Raw genomic sequence first — 21906 nt, 5'->3', positions numbered from 1 at the left:
TCGCTGCTGACCCGCTCCCAGCGCATCAGCCACGAGAACCTGCGCCTGCGCGACCCCGAATGGCTCGGGAGCGCCGAGCGCTGGTTCCAGGCCCGGGCCGGCCACGCGGGCAGTGCACGGGCGCCGATGTTCGCGCCTTTCCAACTGCGCGACATGGCGCTGGCCAATCGCGTGGTGGTCTCGCCCATGGCCCAGTACAAGGCGGTGGACGGACGGCCTACCGACTGGCACTTCGTGCATTACGCCGAGCGCGCCAAGGGCGGCGCCGGACTGGTCTACACCGAGATGACCTGCGTCTCGCCGGAGGGCCGCATCACCCCGGGCTGCCCGGGGCTCTACGCCCCCGAGCACGAGGCAGCATGGAAGCGGCTGTGCGACTTCGTTCACGCCGAGACGCCGGCCAAGCTGTGCGCCCAGATCGGTCATTCCGGGCCCAAGGGCTCGACCCAGCTCGGCTGGCAGGAGATGGACGCGCCGCTGGCCGAGGGCAACTGGCCGATCCTGGCGGCCTCCGCCGTGGCCTGGTCGGAACGTAATCAGGTGCCGAAAGCCATGGAGCGTGCCGACATGGACCGGGTGCGCGAGGAGTTCGTCGCCGCCGCGCGCATGGCCGAGCGCGCCGGCTTCGACATGCTCGAGGTGCACGCCGCCCACGGCTACCTGCTGTCGTCGTTCATCACCCCGCTGACCAACCGCCGCGACGACGACTACGGCGGCTCGCTGGAAAACCGCATGCGCTATCCGCTGGAGGTGATCCGCGCGGTGCGTGCCGCCTGGCCGGCGCACAAGCCGCTGGCGGTGCGCATCTCGGCCAACGACTGGGTCGGAGATAAGGGCGTCACCCCGGACGAGGCGGTCGAGATCGCCCGCCTGCTCCAGGCCGCCGAGGTGGACATCGTCGACGTCTCCGCCGGGCAGACCTCGACCCGGGCCAAGCCGCAGTATGGGCGCATGTTCCAGACGCCGTTCTCGGACCGCATCCGCAACGAGACCGGCATGGCGACCATGGCGGTGGGCAATATCTACCAGGCCGACCACGTCAACTCGATCCTGATGGCCGGCCGCGCCGACCTGGTGTGCCTGGCCCGGCCGCACCTGGCCGACCCCTACTGGACGCTGCACGCCGCCGCCGGCATTCAGGATCGCGAGTGCGAGTGGCCGGCCCCCTACCGCGCCGGGCGCGACCAGCTGCTGCGCCTGGCCGAACGTGGCGAAGGATGGATGTGAAGATGAGCATGGACATGAAGCCGATGAACGGCAAGCGAGTGGTGATCACCGGTGGCGGCAGCGGCATCGGCGCCGACATGGCGCTGGGCTTCGCCGAGGCCGGGGCCGAGGTCACCATCACCGGGCGTCGCCGCGAGACGCTGGAAGCCACTGCGGAGCGGCACCCGGCCATCACTGCCCGAGTGGCGGATGTCACCAGCGAGACCGACATGGTCGCGCTGTTCGAAGCGCTGGGCGAGGTCGATGTCGTGATCGCCAACGCCGGCGCCGCCGAAAGCGCCCCGCTCTCGCGCACCGGACTCGACCAGTGGCAACGCATGCTGGAGGTCAACCTGACCGGGGTCTTCCTGACCCTGCGCGAGGGTCTCAGCCACCTGCGCGACGACGGGCGGCTGATCGCCGTGGCCTCGACCGCCGGGCTCAAGGGCTACGCCTACGTGGCGCCCTACTGCGCCGCCAAGCACGGCGTCGTCGGGCTGGTTCGCGCCCTGGCCCAGGAGGTCAGCGGGCGCAATATCACCGTCAATGCGCTATGCCCCGGCTTCACCGATACTCCGCTACTCGAGGCCAGTATCGACAACATCATGGCCAAGACCGGGCAGACAGCAGAACAGGCCCTGGCGCACTTCCATTCAACCAACCCCATGGGCAGGGTGATCCAGCCGGCCGAGGTGACCGCTACCGCGCTATGGCTGTGCGGCCCGCACAGTGGCGCCATCCACGGTCAGGCCATTTCGATTTCGGGAGGCGAGACATGACGGCCCCAACGATCAGGGAAGAAACCCTGAGCAAGGAACGCCTGCGCCTGTGGCTGCGCATGCTGCGGGTCACGCGCCAGGTGGAGGCCGCACTGCGCGAGCGGCTGCGCGTGGAGTTCGACTCCACCCTGCCTCGCTTCGACGTCATGGCCGCGCTGTTCAGGGAGCGCGAGGGGCTCAAGATGAACGAGCTGTCCAAGCGGCTGCGTGTCTCCAACGGCAACGTCACCGGCATCGTCGACCGCCTGGCCGATGACGGCCTGGTGGAACGCATCGCCATCGAGGGCGACCGTCGCGCGACCCGGGTGCGCCTTACCCCGAACGGGTGCGACGCCTTCAGCATGATGGCAGAGGCCCACCAGGGCTGGGTCAACGAACTTCTGGATGGCGTCGACGAACAAGATGCCCATCATATCGGCGAGCTGCTGCACCGCTTGCCGACCGACACGGGAGCAAGACAACAATGAAACTGGCCGAACTCAAGCCACGTCACTTCCAGTGGCGCATGGAGGGTGAAGTCGCGGTGATCCGCCTCGACCGTCCCGAGCGCAAGAACCCGCTCACCTTCGACAGCTACGCCGAACTGCGCGATACCTTTCGCGACCTGGTCTACGCCGATGACGTGAAAGCCGTGGTGTTCGCCTCCAACGGCGGTAACTTCTGCTCTGGGGGCGATGTCCACGAGATCATCGCCCCGCTGGTGGGTCGCGACATGAAGGGGCTGCTCGAATTCACCCGCATGACCGGCGACCTGGTTAAGGCCATGATCCATTGTGGCAAGCCGGTGATCAGCGCGGTGGACGGCGTCTGCGTCGGCGCCGGGGCGATCATTGCCATGGCCTCGGACATTCGCTTCGCGACGCCTCACGCCAGCACCGCCTTTCTCTTCACCCGGGTGGGCCTGGCCGGCTGCGACATGGGCGCCTGTGCCATGCTGCCACGCATCATCGGTCAGGGCCGCGCCGCCGACCTGCTCTACAGCGGGCGCAGCATGAGCGCGGACGAGGGCCACCAGTGGGGATTCTACAACCGCCTGGTGGAGTCGGACGCGCTGGAATCCGAGGCCATCGCCTACGCCACCCGCCTGGCCCAGGGGCCAACCTTTGCCCACGGCATCACCAAGACACAGCTCAACCAGGAGTGGTCGATGAGCCTGGAACAGGCCATCGAGGCCGAGGCCCAGGCCCAGGCGATCTGCATGCAGACCGGCGACTTCGAGCGCGCCTACCGTGCCTTCGCCGCCAAGCAGAAGCCGGTCTTCGAGGGGGATTGATGAGCGATACGAGCTATCTCGACTGGCCCTTCCTCGAGGCCCGCCATCGTGACCTGGCCAAGCGCCTGGAGGCGTGGTGCAGCAACGAGCTGCCCCGCGACCATGCCGACGTCGACGCCACCTGCATCCAACTGGTGCGCGATCTGGGCCGAGCAGGCTTTCTCGAGGGCACCGCGGGTGATGCCATCGACGTGCGCAGCCTGTGCCTGATCCGCGAGACCCTGGCCCGTCATGACGGCCTGGCCGACTTCGCCTTCGCCATGCAGGGGCTGGGTACCGGTGCCATCAGCCTGTTCGGCAGCGCCGAGCAGAAACAGTGGCTGGAACGGACCCGCCGCGGCGAGGCACTTTCCGCCTTTGCCCTCACCGAACCACGCTCGGGCTCCGACGTCGCCCAGCTCGACACCACCGCCGAGCGCGACGGAGATGGCTATCGACTCAATGGCGAAAAGACCTGGATCTCCAACGGCGGGATAGCCGACCTCTACACGGTGTTCGCGCGCACCGGCGAAGGACCCGGCGCCAAGGGGCTCTCCTGCTTCCTGGTGCCCGCCGACACGCCCGGCCTCGAGATACGCGAACGGCTGGAGACCATCTCGCCGCACCCCTTGGCACGGCTCGGCTTCGACGGCATGTGGCTGCCGGCAAGCGCCATGATCGGCCAGCCAGGCCAAGGGTTCCGTATCGCCATGTCCGTGCTCGACGTGTTCCGCTCCACCGTGGGCGCCGCCGCGCTGGGCTTCGCCCGCCGCGCGCTGGACGAGTCCCTCGCGCGAGCCAACAGCCGCGAGCTGTTCGGCGCCAGCCTGGCAGACCTGCAGATGGTGCAGGGCCACCTGGCAGAGATGGCACTCGACGTGGACGCTGCAGCGCTGCTGGTCTATCGCGCCGCCTGGACCAAGGACATGGGTGCCGAGCGGGTCACCCGCGAAGCTGCCATGGCCAAGCTCTACGCCACCGACCGCGCCCAGCAGGTGATCGACAAGGCGGTGCAGCTGCATGGCGGCGACGGCGTGCGCAAGGGCCACATCGTCGAGAGCCTGTATCGCGAGATCCGCGCGCTGCGAATCTACGAAGGCGCCTCGGACGTACAGAAAGTGGTGATCGCCCGCAGCGCACTAGCAGGAGCCTGAGCAAAACACACAGAGACAAGAACCGACAAGCGACGACAACGCTGAGACACGCCAGACCCGTATCCCCCTGTCGACGCTTCGGCGCCGAACAACAACAACGACGTACGGAGAATGGTCATGAACGCAACGTCGGCCCATGCCGATACCTTCACGCGGGATCGCCTGCCGCCCGCCAACGAGTGGCCCGAGCTCAGACTCGACGGCTTAGACTATCCCGCACGGCTCAACGCTGCGGTGGAGCTTACTGATCGCTGGGTCGAGCGCGGCCATGGCGAGCACGTGGCACTGGTCGGCAACGGTCGACGACGGACCTATGCTGAACTCGCCGAATGGACCAACCGGCTGGCCCATGTGCTGGTGGATGACCTCGGCGTTCGCCCCGGCAATCGGGTGCTGATCCGCTCGGCCAACAACCCGGCCATGGTCGCCTGCTGGTTGGCCGCCACCAAGGCCGGCGCGGTGGTGGTCAACAGCATGCCGATGCTGCGCGCCGGCGAGCTTGGCCAGATCGTCGACAAGGCCGAGATCGCACTGGCACTTTGCGACACCCGGCTGCTCGAGGAGCTCGAGACCTGCGCCGCCGAGAGTACCTTTCTCAAGCGGGTGGTGGGCTTCGACGGCACCGCCAACCACGATGCCGAGCTCGACCGCCTGGCGCTGAACAAGCCGAGCGACTTCGAGGCGGTGGCCACCGCCGCCGAGGATGTTGCCCTGCTCGGCTTCACCTCCGGCACCACCGGCCAGCCCAAGGCCACCATGCACTTCCATCGCGATCTGCTCATCATCGCCGACGGCTACGCCCGGGAAGTACTCCAGGTGAGCGAAGACGATGTCTTCGTCGGCTCACCACCGCTGGCCTTTACCTTCGGCCTGGGCGGGCTCGCCATCTTCCCGCTGCGCTTCGGCGCCAGCGCCGTGCTGCTGGAGAAAGCGAGCCCGCCACTGCTGCTCGATATCATTCGCGAGCATCGTGCCACCGTCGTTTTTACCGCTCCTACCGCCTACCGCACCATGCTGAGCTCACTCGAGAGCGGCCGCGAACTGGACAGCCTGCGCGTGGCGGTGTCGGCCGGCGAGACGCTGCCGGCACCGATCTACCACGACTGGATCGAGAAGACCGGCACGCCGATCCTCGACGGCATCGGCGCCACCGAGATGCTGCACATCTTCATCTCCAATCGCCTCGACGATCACCGCCCGGCCTGCACCGGCCTCCCGGTGGCAGGCTACGAGGCGAAGATCGTCGACGCCGAGATGAACGAGCTGCCACGCGGCAAAGTCGGCCGCCTGGCAGTGCGCGGGCCCACGGGCTGTCGCTACCTGGACGATACACGCCAACGCAAGTATGTGTTAAACGGCTGGAACATCACCGGCGACGCCTTCTACCAGGATGAAGCGGGCTATTTCCACTTTGCCGCGCGCAATGACGACATGATCGTCTCTTCCGGCTACAACATCGCCGGCCCCGAGGTGGAAGCCGCACTGCTGGCCCACGAGGCAGTAGCGGAGTGTGCCGTGATCGGCGCACCGAATGGAGAGCGTGGGCAGATCGTCGAGGCCTTCGTGGTACTGTCTGACGGAGTCGAGCCGGATGCGGCCTGTGTGGAGCGGCTGCAGGGCTTCGTCAAGCAACGCATCGCCCCCTACAAGTACCCGCGATCAATCCGCTTCGTCGAATCGCTGCCCAAGACGGCCACCGGCAAGGTGCAGCGCTTCCGGCTGCGCCAGGAACACTACCCCGACTGAAGGGCCTGACGAGCAATAACGGCGCGCGTGCTGGACACCGCGCCGAAGTAGACAACGACGACAACAAAAGAGGGTAATCCAATGAAGAAACTCGCCAGCGTTGGCCTTGGCCTGTTGATGACTACCGCCATGGCGGCGGTCCAGGCCGAAGAGGTCAAGATCGGCATGATCACCACGCTCTCCGGCGGCGGCTCGCACCTGGGCGTCGACGTCCGCGATGGCTTCATGCTGGCCATCGAGCGCTCGGGACGCGATGACGTCAAGGTGCTGATCCAGGACGATGCCAACCGGCCCGACCTGGCACGCAGCCTGTCCAACGAATTCATGCAGCGGGACAACGTAGACATCCTCACCGGCATCATCTGGTCCAACCTGGCCATGGCGGTGGTGCCTGCCGCGGTGCGCCAGGGCACCTTCTACCTCTCGCCCAACGCCGGCCCTTCGGATCTCGCCGGGCGCATGTGCCACGAGAACTACTTCAACGTGGCCTACCAGAACGACAATCTTCACGGCGGCATGGGCGCCTACATGCGCGAGCAGGGCTTCGAGCGGCCGATCCTGATGGCGCCCAACTATCCGGCAGGCACCGACGCCCTGGCCGGCTTCAAGCACCTCTATGAAGGTGAAGTGGTCGACGAGCTCTACACCCAAATGGGCCAGACCGACTACGCCGCCGAGATCGCCCAGATCCGCGCCAGCGATGCCGACAGCCTGTTCTTCTTCCTGCCCGGCGGCATGGGAATCTCGTTCATGAAGCAGTGGGAGAACTCCGGCGTCGACCTGCCGGTGTTCGGTGCCGCCTTCTCCTTCGACGAGACCATCATCCAGGCGGTGGGCAGCGCTGCCATCGGTGCCATGAATACCTCGCTGTGGGCCTACGATCTCGATAATGAGGCCAACCACGCCTTCGTCGAAGGCTTCCGCGAAGCCTACGACCGCATGCCGACCCTTTATGCGGCCCAGGGCTACGACACTGCCAACCTGATAATCAGTGCCCTTGAGAAGGCCCACCCGAGCGACCAGGACGCCTTCCGCGAGGCCCTGCGTGAAGCCGACTTCGATTCGGTGCGTGGCAAGTTCCGCTTCGGCCCCAACCAGCACCCGATCCAGGACATCCTGGTGCGCGAGGTGGTCGAGGGCGATAACGGCCAGCCCACCAACCGCCTGGTCGGCATCGCCGTGGAAGACATCCAGGACATCTATTACGAACAGTGCCAGATGTGATGCAACGTCAGTGCCGCCGGGCGCCCCAGGCCCCGGCGGAATCTCCCGCCCCTGACTCACAGACGAAGCCATGACACTATTCATCGAACAGCTCATCAACGGCCTACAGCTCGGCACCATGCTGTTCCTGATGGCCAGCGGCCTGACCCTGGTGTTCGGGGTGATGGGCCTGATCAACTTGGCGCACGGCTCCTTCTACATGGTGGGCGCCTACGCCACGGCGCTGGTGACTGCCGCCACCGGCTCCTTCTTCGTCGGCCTGGCAGCAGGCATCGCCGTGGCCGCCGCGGTGGGTGCGCTGGTGGAGCTGATCGTGATTCGCCGGCTCTATCACCGTCCGCACCTCGACCAGGTGCTGGCCACCTTCGCCCTGATCCTGATCTTCTCCGAGGGCACGCGCTGGATCTTCGGCTCCTCGCCACTGTGGCTCAACCCGCCGGCCATGCTGTCGGGCTCGGTCACCCTGCCCGGTGGCCTGCGCTATCCCATCTATCGCCTGGTGATCATCGCCGTGGGCGTCGCCGTGGCGGTGGGGATGTACTTCCTGATCACCCGCACGCGGCTCGGCATGCGCATCCGCGCCGGCGAGAGCGACCGTGAGATGATCGGCGCGCTGGGCATCAACATCGCCCGACTCTACACCCTGGTGTTCGCCATGGGCGCAGCGCTGGCCGGCCTGGCCGGCGCCCTGGTAGGCGCCCTGCAATCGGTGCAGGTGGGCATGGGCGAACCGGTGCTGATCCTGGCCTTCGTGGTCATCGTGATCGGCGGTATCGGCTCGATCAAGGGGGCGCTTTACGGCGCCATCCTGGTCGGCGTGGTCGATACCTTGGGGCGGGTATTCCTGCCCGGTTTCTTCCGCCAGTTCATGAGCCCCTCGGAGGCCGCCGGCGTCGGCTCGGCCATCGCTGCCATGCTGATCTACATCATGATGGCCGCCATCCTCGCCTTCAAACCCAAGGGACTGTTTGCCGCCAATGAATAAGTCCAATACCTCGACGCTCGCCCCCCAGCCGGGGCTACCGACCCCCGCGGCCAGCTGGTACGACCGCAAGGGGCTGGTACAGATCGGCCTGCTGGCCTTCCTGCTGCTGGCGCCCCTGGCGCTCTATTTCCTCGGCCATATCTACTACGTCAACCTGGCCTCGCGCATCACCCTGATCGCCATGGCCGCGGTGGGCCTCAACCTGGCCATCGGCTATGGCGGCATGGTCAGCTTCGGCCACGCGGCCTATTTCGGGCTGGGCGGCTATGTGGCCGGCATCAGCGCCTACCACGCCTTCGACTTCACCCCGGTGATCGGCTGGCCCATCGCCATCCCCGGCAGCGACAGCATGCTGGTGATCTGGCTCGCGGCGATCCTGCTGTGCGGCCTGCTGGCACTGGTCATCGGTGCCATCTCGCTGCGCACCACCGGGGTCTACTTCATCATGATCACCCTGGCCTTCGCCCAGATGATGTATTACTTCGCCAACTCCTGGCCCACCTACGGCGGCGAGGACGGCCTGCCGATCTTCCTGCGCAATGGCCTGCCGTGGGTCGATACCAACGACGCCCTGACCTTCTTCCTGATCTGCTTCGGCGGCCTGGTGCTCTCGCTGGCCATTACCTCGCGGATCATGAAATCGCGCTTCGGCGCCGCCCTGACCATGGCACGGCTCAACGACACGCGCCTGGCCACCGCCGGCGTGTCGCCCTACCCCATTCGCCTGGTCGCCTTCGTCATTTCGGCGATGATCACCGGGCTGGCCGGGGCGCTGTACGCCGACCTCAACGGTTTCGTCAGTCCCAGCATGCTGAGCTGGCACATGTCGGGGGAGTTGATGGTGATCGTGATTCTCGGCGGCGTTGGCCGGCTCTACGGCCCGCTGGCCGGCGCGCTGCTGTTCGTGATGATGGAAACCCTGCTGGGCGGCATGACCGAGTACTGGCAGCTGTTCCTCGGCCTGGTACTGCTGTTCGTGGTGCTGTTCGCCAAGCATGGGGTAATGGGCTGGCTGGCCGGGAGGGAGCGCCATGAATGAAGCCGTACTCGAGCTTGCCAACCTCAACAAGCGCTTCGGTGCCCTGCAGGCTACCCGCGACGTCTCGCTGGACCTGCGCCCCGGCGAGATTCATGCCCTGATCGGCCCCAACGGCGCCGGCAAGTCGACCCTGATCGGCCAGATCGCCGGCAGCCTGAAGCCCGACTCCGGCCGCATCGTGCTGGCCGGCGAGGATATCACCTCGCTGAAGGTGGCCCAGCGCGCTCGACTGGGGCTGGGCCGCAGCTTTCAGGTCTCGTCGCTGGCCGAGCCGCTGTCGGTGAAGCGCAACGTGATGATCGCCGTACAGGCGCTGCAGGGTCACAGCTTCCGCTTCTGGAAGCCGGTGCAGCGCGACGACAGCCTGCTGGTCCCGGCGCTGGAGGCGCTGGAGCGCATGTCACTCACCCACCGTGCCGACACCCAGGTGGCCGAACTCTCCCACGGCGAGCGTCGTCAGGTGGAGGTGGCCTGTGCACTGGCGCTCAAGCCCCGGGTGCTGCTGCTCGACGAGCCCATGGCCGGGCTGGGGCCGGAGGGCACGGCCCACCTGACCGAACTGCTCGATGCCCTCAGACACGAGGTGCCAATCCTGCTCATCGAGCACGACATGGACGCCGTGTTCCGCCTGGCCGACCGCATCTCGGTGCTGGTGTCCGGCGGCGTGATCGCCCAGGGCGACAGCGCCGCGATCCGCGCCAATCCGCAAGTCCGCGAAGCCTACCTGGGAGAGGCAGCATGCTGAACGTCACCGCGATCGAGACCTTCTACGGCCCTTCCCAGGCGCTGTTCGGCGTCGATCTGAGCGTCAAGGCCGGCGAGATGATGGCGCTGATGGGGCGCAATGGCATGGGCAAGACCACCACCATCCGCTCCATCTTCGGCCTCACCCCAGCGCGCAGCGGCAACATCACCTTCGAGTCCCACGACCTGCGTCGCCTGCCCTCCTATCGCATCGCCCAGGCCGGCCTCGGCCTGGTGCCCGAGGGCCGGCGCTGCTTCCCCAACCTTTCGGTACGCGAGAACCTGGTGGTCACGGCCAGTCCAGGCTACTGGAGCCTGGCGCGGGTGGAGGCACTCTTCCCTCGCCTGGCCGAGCGACGCAGCCAGATGGCGCGCACCCTGTCCGGCGGTGAGCAGCAGATGCTCGCCATCGGCCGCGCGCTGATGACCAATCCCCGCCTGCTGGTGCTCGACGAGGCCACCGAAGGCCTCGCCCCGGTCATTCGCCAGGAGATCTGGGCCGCCATCCGCGAGCTGAAGGCCCAGGACCAGTCCACCCTGATCGTCGACAAGTCGCTGGCCGAACTGCTGCCACTGGCCGACCGCTGTACGATCCTGGAAAAAGGGCGAACGGTGTGGACAGGCGAGCCCACCGCACTGGACGACAGCGTGCGCGACCGTTATCTCGGCGTCTAGAGGATCCCCACCATGCCATTCACCACCCAACGCAAGGTGCGCTTCCAGCACTGTGACCCGGCGGGCATCGTGTTCTATCCGCGCTATTTCGAGATGCTGAACTCCGTGGTGGAGGACTTCTTCGCCGAAGCGGTGGGGCACGACTTCAACCAACTCCATGTGGAGAACCGCACCGGCGTACCAACCGCCCATATCGAGACCGACTTCCACGCCCCCAGTCGCCTGGGCGAGACGCTGACCTTCGAGTTGACCATTCGCGACATCGGCCGCACGAGCATGGCCCTGCGCACCGTGGCTCTGTGCAACGGCGAGCCACGTCTGACCTGCGACTCGACCCTGGTCTTCATCGATCTGGATAGCGGCCGCCCTCTGCCCTGGCCCGACGCCATGCGTCGACGTTTCGCCACAGAAGATTCCCAAGGAAAACAACCATGAATGACGCCACCTCCCATCAGTTGCTGCACCCCTCCCACTGGAAGGCTGCCGTGGGCTATGCCAACGGCGTGCTCGCCACCGGGCGCACGATCTTCGTCGGCGGCCAGATCGGCTGGAACGGCGCCCAGGTCTTCGAGAGCGACGACTTCGTCGCCCAGGTTCACCAGGCCCTGGCCAATATCGTCGAGGTGCTGAAAGAGGCCGACGCCGGCCCCGAGCACGTGGTACGACTGACATGGTACGTGACCGACAAGCAGGAATACCTGGCCAGGCTGAAGGAAGTAGGAGCGGCCTATCGCGAGGTCATGGGCAAGCATTTTCCCGCGATGACCATGGTACAGGTAGCGGATCTGGTCGAGGACCGGGCCAAGATCGAGATCGAGGCGACCGCCGTACTCCCCTGAGGAAAACGCGGCAACGTGGTGCTGCAAGCGTTAGTCGCTGCCCTGCACGAGACCACGGAAGGCGGCGATACGCTGGACAAAGCGCCCGCTCGGCGCGTAGTGGTCAAGGATGGAGAAATGATCGTCGCTCGAAAGCAGCTCCGTGCCGACCGCCATGCCGTGGGCATCGAGATGTTCGGCATAGGCATGCATCTGGCGGGCGAATTCCCCGGACTCCTTGCTGCCCGCTACCAGCTGCACCGGGGCAGGCACCCGACAGGGCAGAAACAGCGGGCTGTAGTCGTTGACGTCACGTCCAGTAAGCTGCAGCTTGGGCTGCAGCCACGACCAGGGGAAAGGACGCAGGTCGTACAGGCCGCTGATGCACAGCGCACCTTCGATCAAGTCGTTGGGCAACCCGTACTCCGCCTGCCAATCTGTTGCCAGCAACATCGCGGCGAGGTGCCCGCCAGCGGAGTGGCCTGACACGCTCAGCCGTTCAGCGTCGAGGCCCAGCGATGCGCCATGGCGGTGCGCCCAGGCCACAGCAGCGCGCGCCTGGCGTACCAGCTCGCCGAACGCCACCGCGGGGCATAAGGCGTAGTTGACCACACCCACGCTGATACCCGCCTCGACCAACCCCTCGGCAACGAAGCCGAACTCTCGATGCCCCAGTGAGCGCCAGTAGCCGCCGTGAAAGAACAGGTGCAGCGGAGCAGCGTCCCGCTCGGCATGGTAGACGTCCATGCGCTCAGCCAGCGTTGGGCCATAGGCGACATCCCGGGTTACGCGTACGCGGTCGCTTAGCGCCTCGCTGCGGGCTCGCCAGTCGGCCAGCAGTGCAGCGGGTTCCCGGCCGCGCATGGGGTCGTATTCCTGATCGATCTGTTCCTGGGTGGCGAAGTCGCGGTAGAGCACGCAGCCCTCCTTTTGTTGTTGTTGTTTTCTTCGGCTCATGCCGCTCGGCGGGAGCCATTGAGTGAGCCGGGGCGCTCGAGGAATGCTCCCAGCAGGATACCCAGCGGGGCCAGCGCAAGGACGAGAAAGCCGATCAAGGTCCAGCCCGGCAGGGAGATGCCCAGCAGCAGGAAGTCGATCTCGGCGCACTCGCCGGAGCCCGACAGCACCATGGACACCACGTCGCGCATGGGCAGGATGTCCATCATGTAGTCGAGGCCGGGGCCGCAGCTCGGCACCTGATCCGGCGGCAGCGACTGCAGCCACAGGTGGCGCCAGGCCACGCCGATGCCGCCGATCACGGCGGCCAGCGACAGACCGCCGTAGAGCGCGGCCCCGACCCGCCCGCGCGGGTTGTGGATCGCCGCGACGAGGAACACTGCAGCCGCGGCAAGTACCGCAACCCGCTGGAAGATGCACAGCGGGCAGGGCTCGAGCCCGCCGATGTGCTCGAGAGCCAAGGCGACCAGCATCATGAGCACACAGAAGGAAAAGCCTGCCAGGCTCCACTGGCGCACCGACAGATGACGCAATCCTGCTCGACTCATCGGGCGGCTCCCTCGCTGGCCATGGCAATCCTGGGCTCGCGGGCACTGGCGAAATAGTCCTCGAGAAACTCCTCGAAGCGCTTACTATCGGCCGCCTCGATGTCGCGCTGCTGCTGGTGCGAGGAGTCGACCATCTGGGCCAGGGTCGTCTCTTGCGCCGGGTGAATGGGCTGATTCCGGAAGCTTTCCGCCTGCTCTTCGGCAATGGCGAGCATGGCATCAAGAAACTCTTCTCCCGTTGCTTCGAGACGCGCCAACAGTCTGCCGGATGGTGTCAACGCCGGGTCATCGAGCCAGGGGGCGAATGCAGCAACGGCATCCGCGTGTGGCCTACCCTCCTCTTCCAGCGCGTCGAGCAGCTCGGCCGCCCTGCTCAGCTCAGTGAAGATCTCGCTGCCCCAGTCGGCCACGCTGCGCCGCCGTCCATTCTGGACCAGCCTGAGTTCGGGGTCGCGCCCACGCTCGACGACCCGCTGGCGGTTGTCATCCAGGCGGTCGCACTCCTCGTCGGGAATCCAGGGGCTCTCGGCCAGCAGGCACCACATCAGGAAGGTGTCGATGAAACGCAGGCGCGAGTCGTCGATACCCAGCGGCAGGAACGGGTCGAGGTCGAGGCAGCGCACCTCGATATACTCGACGCCACGTGACTCGAGCGCCTGGCTAGGCGTCTCGCCTTGCCGGGTAACCCGCTTGGGCCGGATATCGCTGTAGTACTCGTTTTCGATCTGCAGGATATTGGCGTTGAGCTGCTGCCAGTCGGTGCCATGCCTTACCCCCAGCTTCTCGTAGGCGGGCCACGGCGTGGAGATGGCATGGCGCAGGGTGTTGACGTAGTTGGCCAGCGAGTTGAAACAGATCTTCAGCTGCGCCTGCACCTTGTTCTGGTAGCCGAGATCCGACATGCGCAGGCTGGTGGCATAGGGTGACACCAGGGTGTGGCGACCGTGGGCGTGCAGCTTGTCGGGTACATTGCCCCCGGGGAGGAAGCTGCGATCCAGCGCCGGCGAGGCGCCAAACAGATAAAGCAGCAGCCAGCTGTGGCGGCGGAAATTGCGGATCAGGCCGAAATAGCGGCTCGAGCGGTAGTCGTCGAGCGACATGTCGACAGCCTCATCGCGCTCGCGCAGCAGCTCCCACAGCTCGTCGGGCAGCGAGACATTGTAGTGGATCCCGGCAATGGCCTGCATGATCCTGCCATAGCGAACGTCGAGCCCCTTGCGATAGACGTGCTTCATGATGCCGCCATTGGAGCTGCCGTAGTCGGCGATGCTCACGCTGTCGTTGCCGTCGAGCCTGGCGGGCATGCTGGCGGGCCAGATCAACTCGTCACCAAGGTGGCGATAGCTGTAGCGCTGCAGGTCGGCGAGGAATTCGAGGGCATCCTCCGGACGGCAATAGACCGGCGTGATGAACTCCAGCAGCGCTTCCGAGTAATCCGTAGTGATGTAAGGGTGGGTCAGCTTGGAGCCGAGCGCATGCGGGTGCGGCGTGGAGGCGATGCGTCCCTCACGGTCGACACGCAGGCCCTCTTTTTCCAGGCCGCGACGCAGGCGCCCGAAGCGTCCCCGGGCCGCCAGCCCGGCAAGGTACGATACAGAGGCAGAGTATGAATCAGACAAGGCGTGGACCCCGTGTCTAGGAGGCCTTCAACGGGCCTCTTGGTCTAAGCGTGCCGGCCGCTCAGGGCAGCCGGAGGAAGCTGGCCGGCAAGGCAGCCTCCTCGTCGTCATGCGCATGATATCGAGAGTATGGCGTTAGCCCTACCCGGATCAAGATTTGCCCTTTCTAGCCTTGAGCAAGGCCGCACCGAGCGCCCCCATCTGATTGGGCTGGGCCTGCTCGCGGGGCGCATTCTTGCGCGGCGCCTTGCCCTGACCGCCACGCCGCTCGCCATGACCAGCGCGCGACGATCTGCCGCCCTCGGCCTCGCCCGGCTGATCGTCGAGCCGCATCGACAGCCCGATGCGCGCGCGCTCGAGATCCACGCTCATCACCTTGACCTTGACGATGTCGCCGGCCTTGACCACCGAGCGCGGATCCTCGACGAACTTGTCCGACAGCGCCGAGATGTGGACCAGGCCGTCCTGATGCACGCCGATGTCGACGAAGGCACCGAAGTGGGTGACGTTGGTCACGCTGCCTTCGAGGATCATGCCCGGCTCCAGGTCCTTGAGCGTCTCCACCCCCTCGCGGAACTCGGCGGCCTTGAACTCGGGGCGCGGATCGCGGCCCGGCTTGTCGAGCTCCTTGAGAATGTCGCTGATGGTGGGCACACCGAAGCGTTCGTCGGCGAATTCGGCGGGCTTGACCGTCTTCAGCGTGGCGCTGTCGCCGATCAGGCTGGCCACCGGGCGACCGCTGCGGCTGGCGATACGCTCCACCACCGGGTACGCCTCGGGGTGCACGGCGCTGGCATCGAGCGGGTTGTCGCCGTTCATGATGCGCAGGAAGCCGGCGCACTGCTCGAAGGTCTTGGGTCCCAGGCGGCTGACGTCGAGCAGCTGCTTGCGGCTGGCGAAGGCGCCCTCGGCATTGCGCCGGGCGACGATGGCCTCGGCCAGCGCCGGGTTGAGGCCGGCCACCCTGGAGAGCAGTGCGCTGGAGGCGGTGTTGAGATCGACCCCGACGGCGTTCACGCAGTCCTCGATCACCGCCTCCAGGCTCTTCGACAGCTGCAGCTGCGAAACGTCATGCTGGTACTGACCCACGCCGATGGACTTCGGTTCGATCTTGACCAGCTCGGCCAGCGGATCCTGCAGGCGCCGGGCGATGGAGACCGCGCCGCGGATGGTGACGTCGAGTTCGGGCAGCTCGCGGGAGGCATACTCCGACGCCGAGTAGACCGAGGCCCCGGCCTCGCTGACCATCACCTTGGAGAGCGATCTCTTGCCGGCGAACAGCTTGAGCAGGTCGCCGGCCAGCTTGTCGGTCTCGCGGCTGGCCGTACCGTTGCCCACGGCGATCAGCGCCACGTCGTGCTTGTCTACCAGCTTGGCCAGCAGCGCCAGGGACTCGCTCCAGGCGTTGCGCGGCGCATGGGGGAAGATCGTGGCGTGCTCGAGGAACTGGCCGGTGGCGTCCACCACCGCCACCTTGCAGCCGGTGCGCAGGCCTGGATCGATGGCCAGCGTCGCCTTCTGCCCCGCCGGGGCGGCCAGCAGCAGGTCCTTGAGGTTGGCGGCGAAGACCTCGATGGCATCGAGCTCGGCGCGTTCGCGCAGCCGCCCCATCAGCTCGGTCTCGAGGTGGGTGTAGAGCTTGACCCGCCAGATCCAGCGCACCACGTCGGCCAGCCACTTGTCGGCGGCGCGGCCTTCGTCACGGATGTCGAAATGCCTGGCGATGGCCACCTGAGCAGGATGAATCGGCGCCTCGTCCTCGCCGGGCAGGCGGATGGCCAGCGTCAGAACGCCCTCGTTGCGGCCGCGAAACATCGCCAGCGCACGATGCGATGGGGTCTTGGCCAATGCCTCGTCGTGCTCGAAGTAGTCGGAGAACTTGGCGCCCTCGCGCTCCTTGCCGGCAATCACCCGGGCGCTGAGCTCGCCCTCGCTCCAAAGCCGCTCGCGCAACGCGCCGACCAGATCGGGATCCTCGGCGAAACGCTCCATGAGGATCTGACGGGCGCCGTCCAGCGCCGCCTTGGCATCCTCGACGGCCGGGATGTCACCTTCTGCGGGGCGCAGATAGTTGGCGGCCTCGCTCTCGGGGTCGAGGGCGGGATCTGCCAGCAGCGTATCGGCCAGCGGCTCGAGCCCCGCCTCGCGGGCGATCTGGGCCTTGGTGCGGCGCTTCTTCTTGTACGGCAGGTAGAGGTCTTCCAGGCGCTGCTTGGTATCGGCGGCCTGGATCTGCCCCGCCAGCTCCGGCGTCAGCTTGCCCTGTTCGTCGATGGCGGCAAGCACGGCAGTACGGCGCTCTTCCAGCTCGCGCAGGTAGCGCAGGCGTTCGTCGAGGTTGCGCAGTTGGGTGTCGTCAAGGCCGCCGGTGACCTCCTTGCGGTAACGGGCGATGAAGGGCACGGTGGCACCGCCATCGAGCAGCTCCACGGTAGCGGAGACCTGCTGCGGGCGAACGGCGAGCTCCTCGGCGAGGCGCGAAATGATCCGGGTCGTGGCGTCCATGACTTCCTTGGTATTGCGACAGCGAAAGATCGCGTCAAGGTACCACAAACGCCACGCCCTCGCCGCCAGGATCAGCGCCGCCAGCCGATGTCGTCCCAGAAGTGGCGGCGCGCCTCGCGTGCCGCCTCGTGCCGAGTCAGGCCGATGTCACGAAGCTGGTGGTCGCTGAGCTCGAGCAGCTGGCTGCGCTCGCGGCGAAGCTGTACCAGGCGATCCATCTGACGCGCCCAGCGCCATAGCTCGAAAAAGGCACGTAAGCGGCTTCGTGAGTTGAGCTTACGGCGGGGCAAGACGTCTTCAGGGTTGATCCTTGCCTTGATGTTCATGTGGTGTTTCCTCCATCCGATGATGCGATGGAGAAAGTCTCGACGAGGCGCTAGAATCAATCCAACGAATAGTTCTTATACCCGCCATCACTCTGCTTGATGAAACAATCTGCGGAACAGCTTGGAACAACGGCCATGCTCTACACCATCGACCATGAACTGCTGCGCACCTTCGTTGCCATCGTCGACCATGGCGGCTTCACCCGCGCGGCCCAGGCGGTCAATCGCACCCAATCCGCGGTCAGCATGCAGATCAAGCGGCTAGAAGAGGACGTCATCCAGCGCCCGCTGTTCGAACGCCAGGGGCGCCAGATGCATCTGACCAGCGAAGGCACCACGCTGCTCGGCTACGCCCGCCGCATCCTCGCGCTGCAGGGCGAGGCGCTCAACATGCTGCGTGAGCCGGATATGGTCGGACGGGTACGCATCGGCGTTCCCGACGATTTCGTCATGCGCTTTCTACCGGGCATTCTGAAGTCGTTCTCCCAGAGCTGGCCGCTGGTCGACGTCGAAGTGCAGTGCGCCCCCTCCTCTGAACTGCTCGGGCGCCAGCAGGGCAGCCTGGATCTGAGCATCGTGACCCGCGAAGTGGGCCAGGAGATCGGCACCATCCTGCGCCGCGAGGAGACGGTCTGGGTGGTGGCAGAGAGCCACCCCGTGCATCGTCAATCGCCGCTGCCCCTGGCGCTGTTCGAGGAGCCCTGCTTCTGTCGCCGGCACGCCTGCAACGCCCTGACCCGCGCCGGACGCCAATATCGCATTGCCTACTCCAGCCCCAGCCTGGCCACGCTGCAGGCGGTGGTGGGTGCCGGGCTTGCCGTGTCCGCGCTGATGAAGAGCCTGGTCACCCCCGGGATGCGGGTGCTCGACGAGGCAGATGGCCTGCCCCCGCTGCCGGACGGCTCCATCGTGCTGCTGCGCTCGCCGGAGGCCACCTCACCGGCGGTGGATGGCCTGGCGCAGCATATCGTCGAGGGGTTCAGGTAGCCACCGGCACGAAGGTCAGCGCCAGGCCGTTGTTGCACCAGCGCAGGCCGGTAGGCTCGGGGCCATCGCTGAAGACGTGGCCCTGGTGGCCGCCGCAGCGGGCGCAGTGATATTCGCGCCGCGGCCAGATCAGGCGGAAGTCGAGCTGGCTGAGCAGGTGCCCCTCGATGTGCTCGAAGAAGCTCGGCCAGCCGGTGCCGGAGTCATACTTCATGGCACTCTCGAACAGCGGCAGGTCGCAGCCGGCACAGCGGTACTCCCCTGCACGCCACTCCTTGTCGAGGGGGCTCGAGAAAGGCTCCTCGGTGCCGTGATCGCGGAGAATCCAGAACTGCTCGGGCGTAAGTCGCTCGCGCCATTCGTCACGTGACAGTTCGATTCGCTCGAGATCCGGTGCCGGCTCGAGGCTGAGCCTCGGGAACCCCCAGCCCACCCCCGGGAGCAGCCAGGCGGCACCGCCGGCACCCAGCACACCGAGAAAGTGACGACGCTTCATCTGTATCGCCCTCCTGCGCCTTTCCCAGCCCATGAACGAAACGGGGAAGAGGCTCATGCCTCTTCCCCTATCAGACTGCCGTGAGAAGCGCCGGTTCAGGTCAGGCTGGGCCCGGCCTTGACGATGGCTTCGCTGACCCCGTCGAACTTCTTGAAGTTGTCGACGAACTTGGCTGCCAGGTCACGCAGATTGCGATCGTAGGCTGCCTTGTCTTCCCAGGTTTCACGCGGATCGAGCAGGCGCGACTCGACGCCGGGCACCGAGACCGGCACCTCGAGGTTGAGGCCCTCGATGCGCTTGGTCTCGACTTCGCGCAGCACCCCGGACTGGATGGCGCTGATGATGGCGCGAGTGGTCGGGATGGAGAAGCGCGAGCCGCCTTCACCGTAGGCACCGCCGGTCCAGCCGGTATTGACCAGGTAGACCTGGGCGTCCTTGGCTTCGACGCGCTTGATCAGCAGGTCAGCGTAGACGCGGGCCGGGCGCGGGAAGAACGGCGCACCGAAGCAGGTGGAGAAGGTCGCCGAGAGGCCTTCGGAAGAGCCCATTTCAGTGGAGCCCACCTTGGCGGTGTAGCCGGAGAGGAAGTGATAGGCCGCCGCCTCCTTGGAAAGCACCGATACCGGGGGCAGCACGCCTGACATGTCGCAGGTCAGGAAGATGATGGCATTGGGCTCACCGGCACGGTTCTCCGGCACGCGCTTTTCCACGTGCTCCAGCGGATAGGCAGCACGGGAGTTCTGGGTCAGGCTGTCGTCGGTGTAGTCGGGCTCGCGACGGTCGTCGAGGACGACGTTCTCGAGCACGGTGCCGAACTTGATCGCGTTCCAGATGACCGGTTCGTTCTTTTCGGAGAGATCGATGCACTTGGCATAGCAGCCACCCTCGATGTTGAACACGGTGCCGGGGCCCCAGCCGTGCTCGTCGTCACCGATCAGGTAGCGCGCCGGATCGGCGGAGAGCGTGGTCTTGCCGGTACCGGAGAGGCCGAAGAACAGCGCGGTCTCGCCGTCTTCGCCGACGTTGGCCGAGCAGTGCATGGGCAGCACGTCGGAGGCCGGCAGCAGGAAGTTCTGTACCGAGAACATCGCCTTCTTCATCTCGCCGGCGTAGCGCATGCCGGCAATCAGCACCTTCTGCTGAGCGAAGTTGATGATCACGGTGCCGTCGGAGTTGGTGCCGTCACGGTTGGGATCGCACTCGAAGTGGGGCGCGTTGAGGATGGTCCACTCTTGCTTGGAAGAGGGGTTGTAGCCCTCGGGGCGCACGAACATGGTGCGGCCGAAGAGATTGTGCCAGGCCGTCTCGGTAGTCACTCGCACCGGCAGATAGTGGGTCGGGTCGCTGCCCACATGGAGTTCGGAAACGAAGCGCTCGCCGCCGGCCAGGTACTCCTCCACGCGACCCCAGAGGGCATCGAACTGATCGGCAGGGAAAGGCCGGTTGACGCTGCCCCAGTCGATGTCGCCACTGGTCGAGGGCTCGTCGACGATGAAGCGATCCTTGGGCGACCGGCCGGTGCGCAGCCCGGTGTTCACCACCAGGGCGCCATTGGCGGCGAGTCGGCCTTCACCGCGTGCCACGGCACGCTCGATGAGTTCGGCACTGCTGAGATTGACGTGTGCTTGAGGAGCGGCTTGGGTTGTGGTCATGTCGTTTCCTGGGCCTTGCGGCCGGTTCTCTCTCGTATGCCAGGCGTCCGTGCGCCATTGCGTTTGAGGGGTCCGATCGTCCGTGCGGATATTTGCCGTCTTGTCATGCGGCGATCGGCCTTAAGGCGGGCGCCATTATGGCAAAAAGGAAGCCGTCAGGAAACGCTAACGTTGGCCGAAGTTCATGTAGTTTTACTACTACATGGAGACATATCGCCGCAGGTTGACCAGACCCAAGCTTGTGCATTGCAGCATCGTCAGACGAACGAACGAGACGCCTCAGGCGTCTCGTTCGCCATGCTCGACTGGCAGGTCAGTGCAGAGTAGGTGCAGCGCCGCCCTGCTCGTGCAGCAGCGCCTCGACTTCGCTCTCACCGAAGCGATAATGGGTATGGCAGAAGTGGCACTGGGTTTCGATCTCACCCTGCTCGGCCAGCACCGTGCGCAACTCGTCGCCCCCCAGGGTCAGCAGCGCTTCGCCGATGCGCTCCCGCGAGCAGGTGCAACCGAAACGCAGCGACTTGGGTTCGAATACCCGCACCGTCTCCTCATGATACAGGCGATGCAGCAGCTCATGCTGTTCGAGCCCGAGGAGCTCTTCGCTGCGCAGGGTACCCGCAAGCTGGACGGTACGCGCCCAGGCATCCTGGTCCTGGTTCTGCGACTCGTCGGGCAAACGCTGCAGCAAAAGCCCACCGGCTCGCTGGCCGTCGGCACGCAGCCAAAGCTGGGTCGGCAGCTGCTCCGATTGCGAGAAGTAGGCCTCGAGGCACCCCGCCAGGCTGTCGTGATCGAGGGCCACGATGCCCTGGTAGCGATTCCCCTCTCTCGGATCGAGAGTGATCACGATATGGCCGTCACCTACCAACTGGCGGAAACCGGCCTCGCCCTCGGGCAGAGTCGCGTCATCTGCCAGGCGGGCGATGGCGCGCAGCTCACCGCCAGGATTGGACTCCGCCATCAGCAGGGACAGCTCTCCCTGCCCGCGTACCTCGATGCTGAGGATCCCGTCGAGCTTGACGGTGTCGGTGAGCAGGGCCACTGCGGCCAGCAGTTCGCCCAGCAGACGGTTGACGGCTGGCGGGTAGCCATGGCGATCAAGCACCTCGGCGTAGGAGCGCTCCAGTGTGACGATCTCGCCACGCACATTGGTGCGGTCAAATAGAAAGCGCTGGATCTGGTCGGTCATGATCA

General features: G+C 66.0%; 22 protein-coding genes. 14 read left to right on the top strand and 8 right to left on the bottom strand.

Annotated elements, in window-relative coordinates:
- The 13 genes from H1D44_RS06205 to H1D44_RS06145 all read left to right on the top strand — a co-directional run.
- Positions 1–1227 (top strand): oxidoreductase (locus H1D44_RS06205; protein ID WP_479688625.1); only part of this gene is annotated, 1227 nt, incomplete at its 5' end.
- Between the two features lie 2 nt (positions 1228–1229).
- On the top strand, positions 1230–1985 hold the full coding sequence (locus tag H1D44_RS06200; RefSeq protein ID WP_220127998.1) for an SDR family NAD(P)-dependent oxidoreductase: 756 nt from the start codon (positions 1230–1232) through the stop codon (positions 1983–1985).
- The gene (locus H1D44_RS06195; protein WP_181513965.1) at positions 1982–2452 is read left to right on the top strand and encodes a MarR family winged helix-turn-helix transcriptional regulator; all 471 of its coding nucleotides are present in this window, start codon (positions 1982–1984) and stop codon (positions 2450–2452) included. The genes H1D44_RS06200 and H1D44_RS06195 overlap by 4 nt, the downstream gene beginning before the upstream one ends.
- Positions 2449–3258, top strand: a complete 810-nt coding sequence (locus H1D44_RS06190; protein WP_181513964.1) for an enoyl-CoA hydratase family protein — start codon at positions 2449–2451, stop codon at positions 3256–3258. Before H1D44_RS06195 ends, H1D44_RS06190 begins: the two co-directional genes overlap by 4 nt.
- Positions 3258–4391, top strand: coding sequence for an acyl-CoA dehydrogenase family protein (locus H1D44_RS06185; RefSeq protein WP_181513963.1), 1134 nt, complete (start codon positions 3258–3260; stop codon positions 4389–4391). The genes H1D44_RS06190 and H1D44_RS06185 overlap by 1 nt, the downstream gene beginning before the upstream one ends.
- Positions 4392–4508: 117 nt before the next feature.
- Complete coding sequence (locus tag H1D44_RS06180) at positions 4509–6137, top strand: benzoate-CoA ligase family protein (protein WP_181513962.1); 1629 nt, start codon at positions 4509–4511, stop codon at positions 6135–6137.
- Between the two features lie 81 nt (positions 6138–6218).
- Positions 6219–7361, top strand: a complete 1143-nt coding sequence (locus H1D44_RS06175) for an ABC transporter substrate-binding protein (RefSeq protein ID WP_181513961.1) — start codon at positions 6219–6221, stop codon at positions 7359–7361.
- A 70-nt stretch (positions 7362–7431) separates the two neighbouring features.
- Positions 7432–8346 (top strand): branched-chain amino acid ABC transporter permease, encoded by a 915-nt coding sequence (locus tag H1D44_RS06170; RefSeq protein ID WP_181513960.1) that lies wholly within the window; start codon positions 7432–7434, stop codon positions 8344–8346.
- The gene (locus tag H1D44_RS06165) at positions 8339–9385 is read left to right on the top strand and encodes a branched-chain amino acid ABC transporter permease (protein ID WP_181513959.1); all 1047 of its coding nucleotides are present in this window, start codon (positions 8339–8341) and stop codon (positions 9383–9385) included. The genes H1D44_RS06170 and H1D44_RS06165 overlap by 8 nt, the downstream gene beginning before the upstream one ends.
- Positions 9378–10130 (top strand): ABC transporter ATP-binding protein, encoded by a 753-nt coding sequence (locus H1D44_RS06160; protein ID WP_181513958.1) that lies wholly within the window; start codon positions 9378–9380, stop codon positions 10128–10130. Before H1D44_RS06165 ends, H1D44_RS06160 begins: the two co-directional genes overlap by 8 nt.
- A complete protein-coding gene (locus tag H1D44_RS06155; protein ID WP_181513957.1) occupies positions 10124–10804 on the top strand; it encodes an ABC transporter ATP-binding protein in 681 nt (226 codons plus the stop codon). The genes H1D44_RS06160 and H1D44_RS06155 overlap by 7 nt, the downstream gene beginning before the upstream one ends.
- Before the next feature lie 12 nt (positions 10805–10816).
- The gene (locus H1D44_RS06150; protein ID WP_181513956.1) at positions 10817–11239 is read left to right on the top strand and encodes an acyl-CoA thioesterase; all 423 of its coding nucleotides are present in this window, start codon (positions 10817–10819) and stop codon (positions 11237–11239) included.
- Positions 11236–11643, top strand: coding sequence for a RidA family protein (locus H1D44_RS06145; protein ID WP_181513955.1), 408 nt, complete (start codon positions 11236–11238; stop codon positions 11641–11643). Before H1D44_RS06150 ends, H1D44_RS06145 begins: the two co-directional genes overlap by 4 nt.
- A 30-nt stretch (positions 11644–11673) precedes the next feature.
- On the opposite strand, the gene H1D44_RS06140 is transcribed toward H1D44_RS06145, so the two are convergent.
- The 5 genes from H1D44_RS06140 to H1D44_RS20960 all read right to left on the bottom strand — a co-directional run bounded on the left by H1D44_RS06140 (position 11674) and on the right by H1D44_RS20960 (position 17577).
- The gene (locus tag H1D44_RS06140) at positions 11674–12540 is read right to left on the bottom strand and encodes an alpha/beta hydrolase fold domain-containing protein (protein WP_181513954.1); all 867 of its coding nucleotides are present in this window, start codon (positions 12538–12540) and stop codon (positions 11674–11676) included.
- Positions 12541–12575: 35 nt separating this feature from the next.
- Entirely contained in the window at positions 12576–13127 is a 552-nt protein-coding gene (locus H1D44_RS06135) for a disulfide bond formation protein B (protein WP_181513953.1), read from the bottom strand.
- On the bottom strand, positions 13124–14746 hold the full coding sequence (gshA, locus tag H1D44_RS06130; protein ID WP_181513952.1) for a glutamate--cysteine ligase: 1623 nt from the start codon (positions 14744–14746) through the stop codon (positions 13124–13126). Before gshA ends, H1D44_RS06135 begins: the two co-directional genes overlap by 4 nt.
- A gap of 150 nt (positions 14747–14896) precedes the next feature.
- The gene (locus tag H1D44_RS06125) at positions 14897–17251 is read right to left on the bottom strand and encodes a Tex family protein (protein WP_181513951.1); all 2355 of its coding nucleotides are present in this window, start codon (positions 17249–17251) and stop codon (positions 14897–14899) included.
- Between the two features lie 71 nt (positions 17252–17322).
- Positions 17323–17577: a DUF1127 domain-containing protein gene (locus H1D44_RS20960; protein WP_238984371.1), complete on the bottom strand. Its 255-nt coding sequence runs from the start codon at positions 17575–17577 to the stop codon at positions 17323–17325.
- Positions 17578–17712: 135 nt separating this feature from the next.
- On the opposite strand from H1D44_RS20960, the gene H1D44_RS06115 reads away from it, so the two are divergent.
- Positions 17713–18564 carry a LysR substrate-binding domain-containing protein gene (locus tag H1D44_RS06115; RefSeq protein WP_181513950.1) on the top strand — a complete coding sequence of 284 codons (852 nt, stop codon included), beginning with the start codon at positions 17713–17715 and terminating at the stop codon, positions 18562–18564.
- Here H1D44_RS06115 and msrB read toward each other — a convergent pair.
- From msrB to hslO, 3 genes are all read right to left on the bottom strand, one after another.
- A complete protein-coding gene (gene msrB / locus H1D44_RS06110) occupies positions 18557–19060 on the bottom strand; it encodes a peptide-methionine (R)-S-oxide reductase MsrB (protein ID WP_181513949.1) in 504 nt (167 codons plus the stop codon). The two genes, H1D44_RS06115 and msrB, sit on opposite strands and share 8 nt — an antisense overlap.
- A 95-nt stretch (positions 19061–19155) precedes the next feature.
- Positions 19156–20712 (bottom strand): phosphoenolpyruvate carboxykinase, encoded by a 1557-nt coding sequence (locus tag H1D44_RS06105; protein ID WP_181513948.1) that lies wholly within the window; start codon positions 20710–20712, stop codon positions 19156–19158.
- Between the two features lie 313 nt (positions 20713–21025).
- Positions 21026–21901 (bottom strand): Hsp33 family molecular chaperone HslO, encoded by an 876-nt coding sequence (gene hslO, locus H1D44_RS06100; RefSeq protein WP_181513947.1) that lies wholly within the window; start codon positions 21899–21901, stop codon positions 21026–21028.
- Between the last annotated feature and the right edge of the window lie 5 nt (positions 21902–21906).

The organism is Billgrantia kenyensis, assembly GCF_013697085.1.
Classification (GTDB): Bacteria; Pseudomonadota; Gammaproteobacteria; order Pseudomonadales; family Halomonadaceae; genus Halomonas; species Halomonas kenyensis.
The sequence above is the reverse complement of the archived record's forward strand: the minus strand, read 5'-3'. Positions and strand labels throughout refer to the sequence as shown.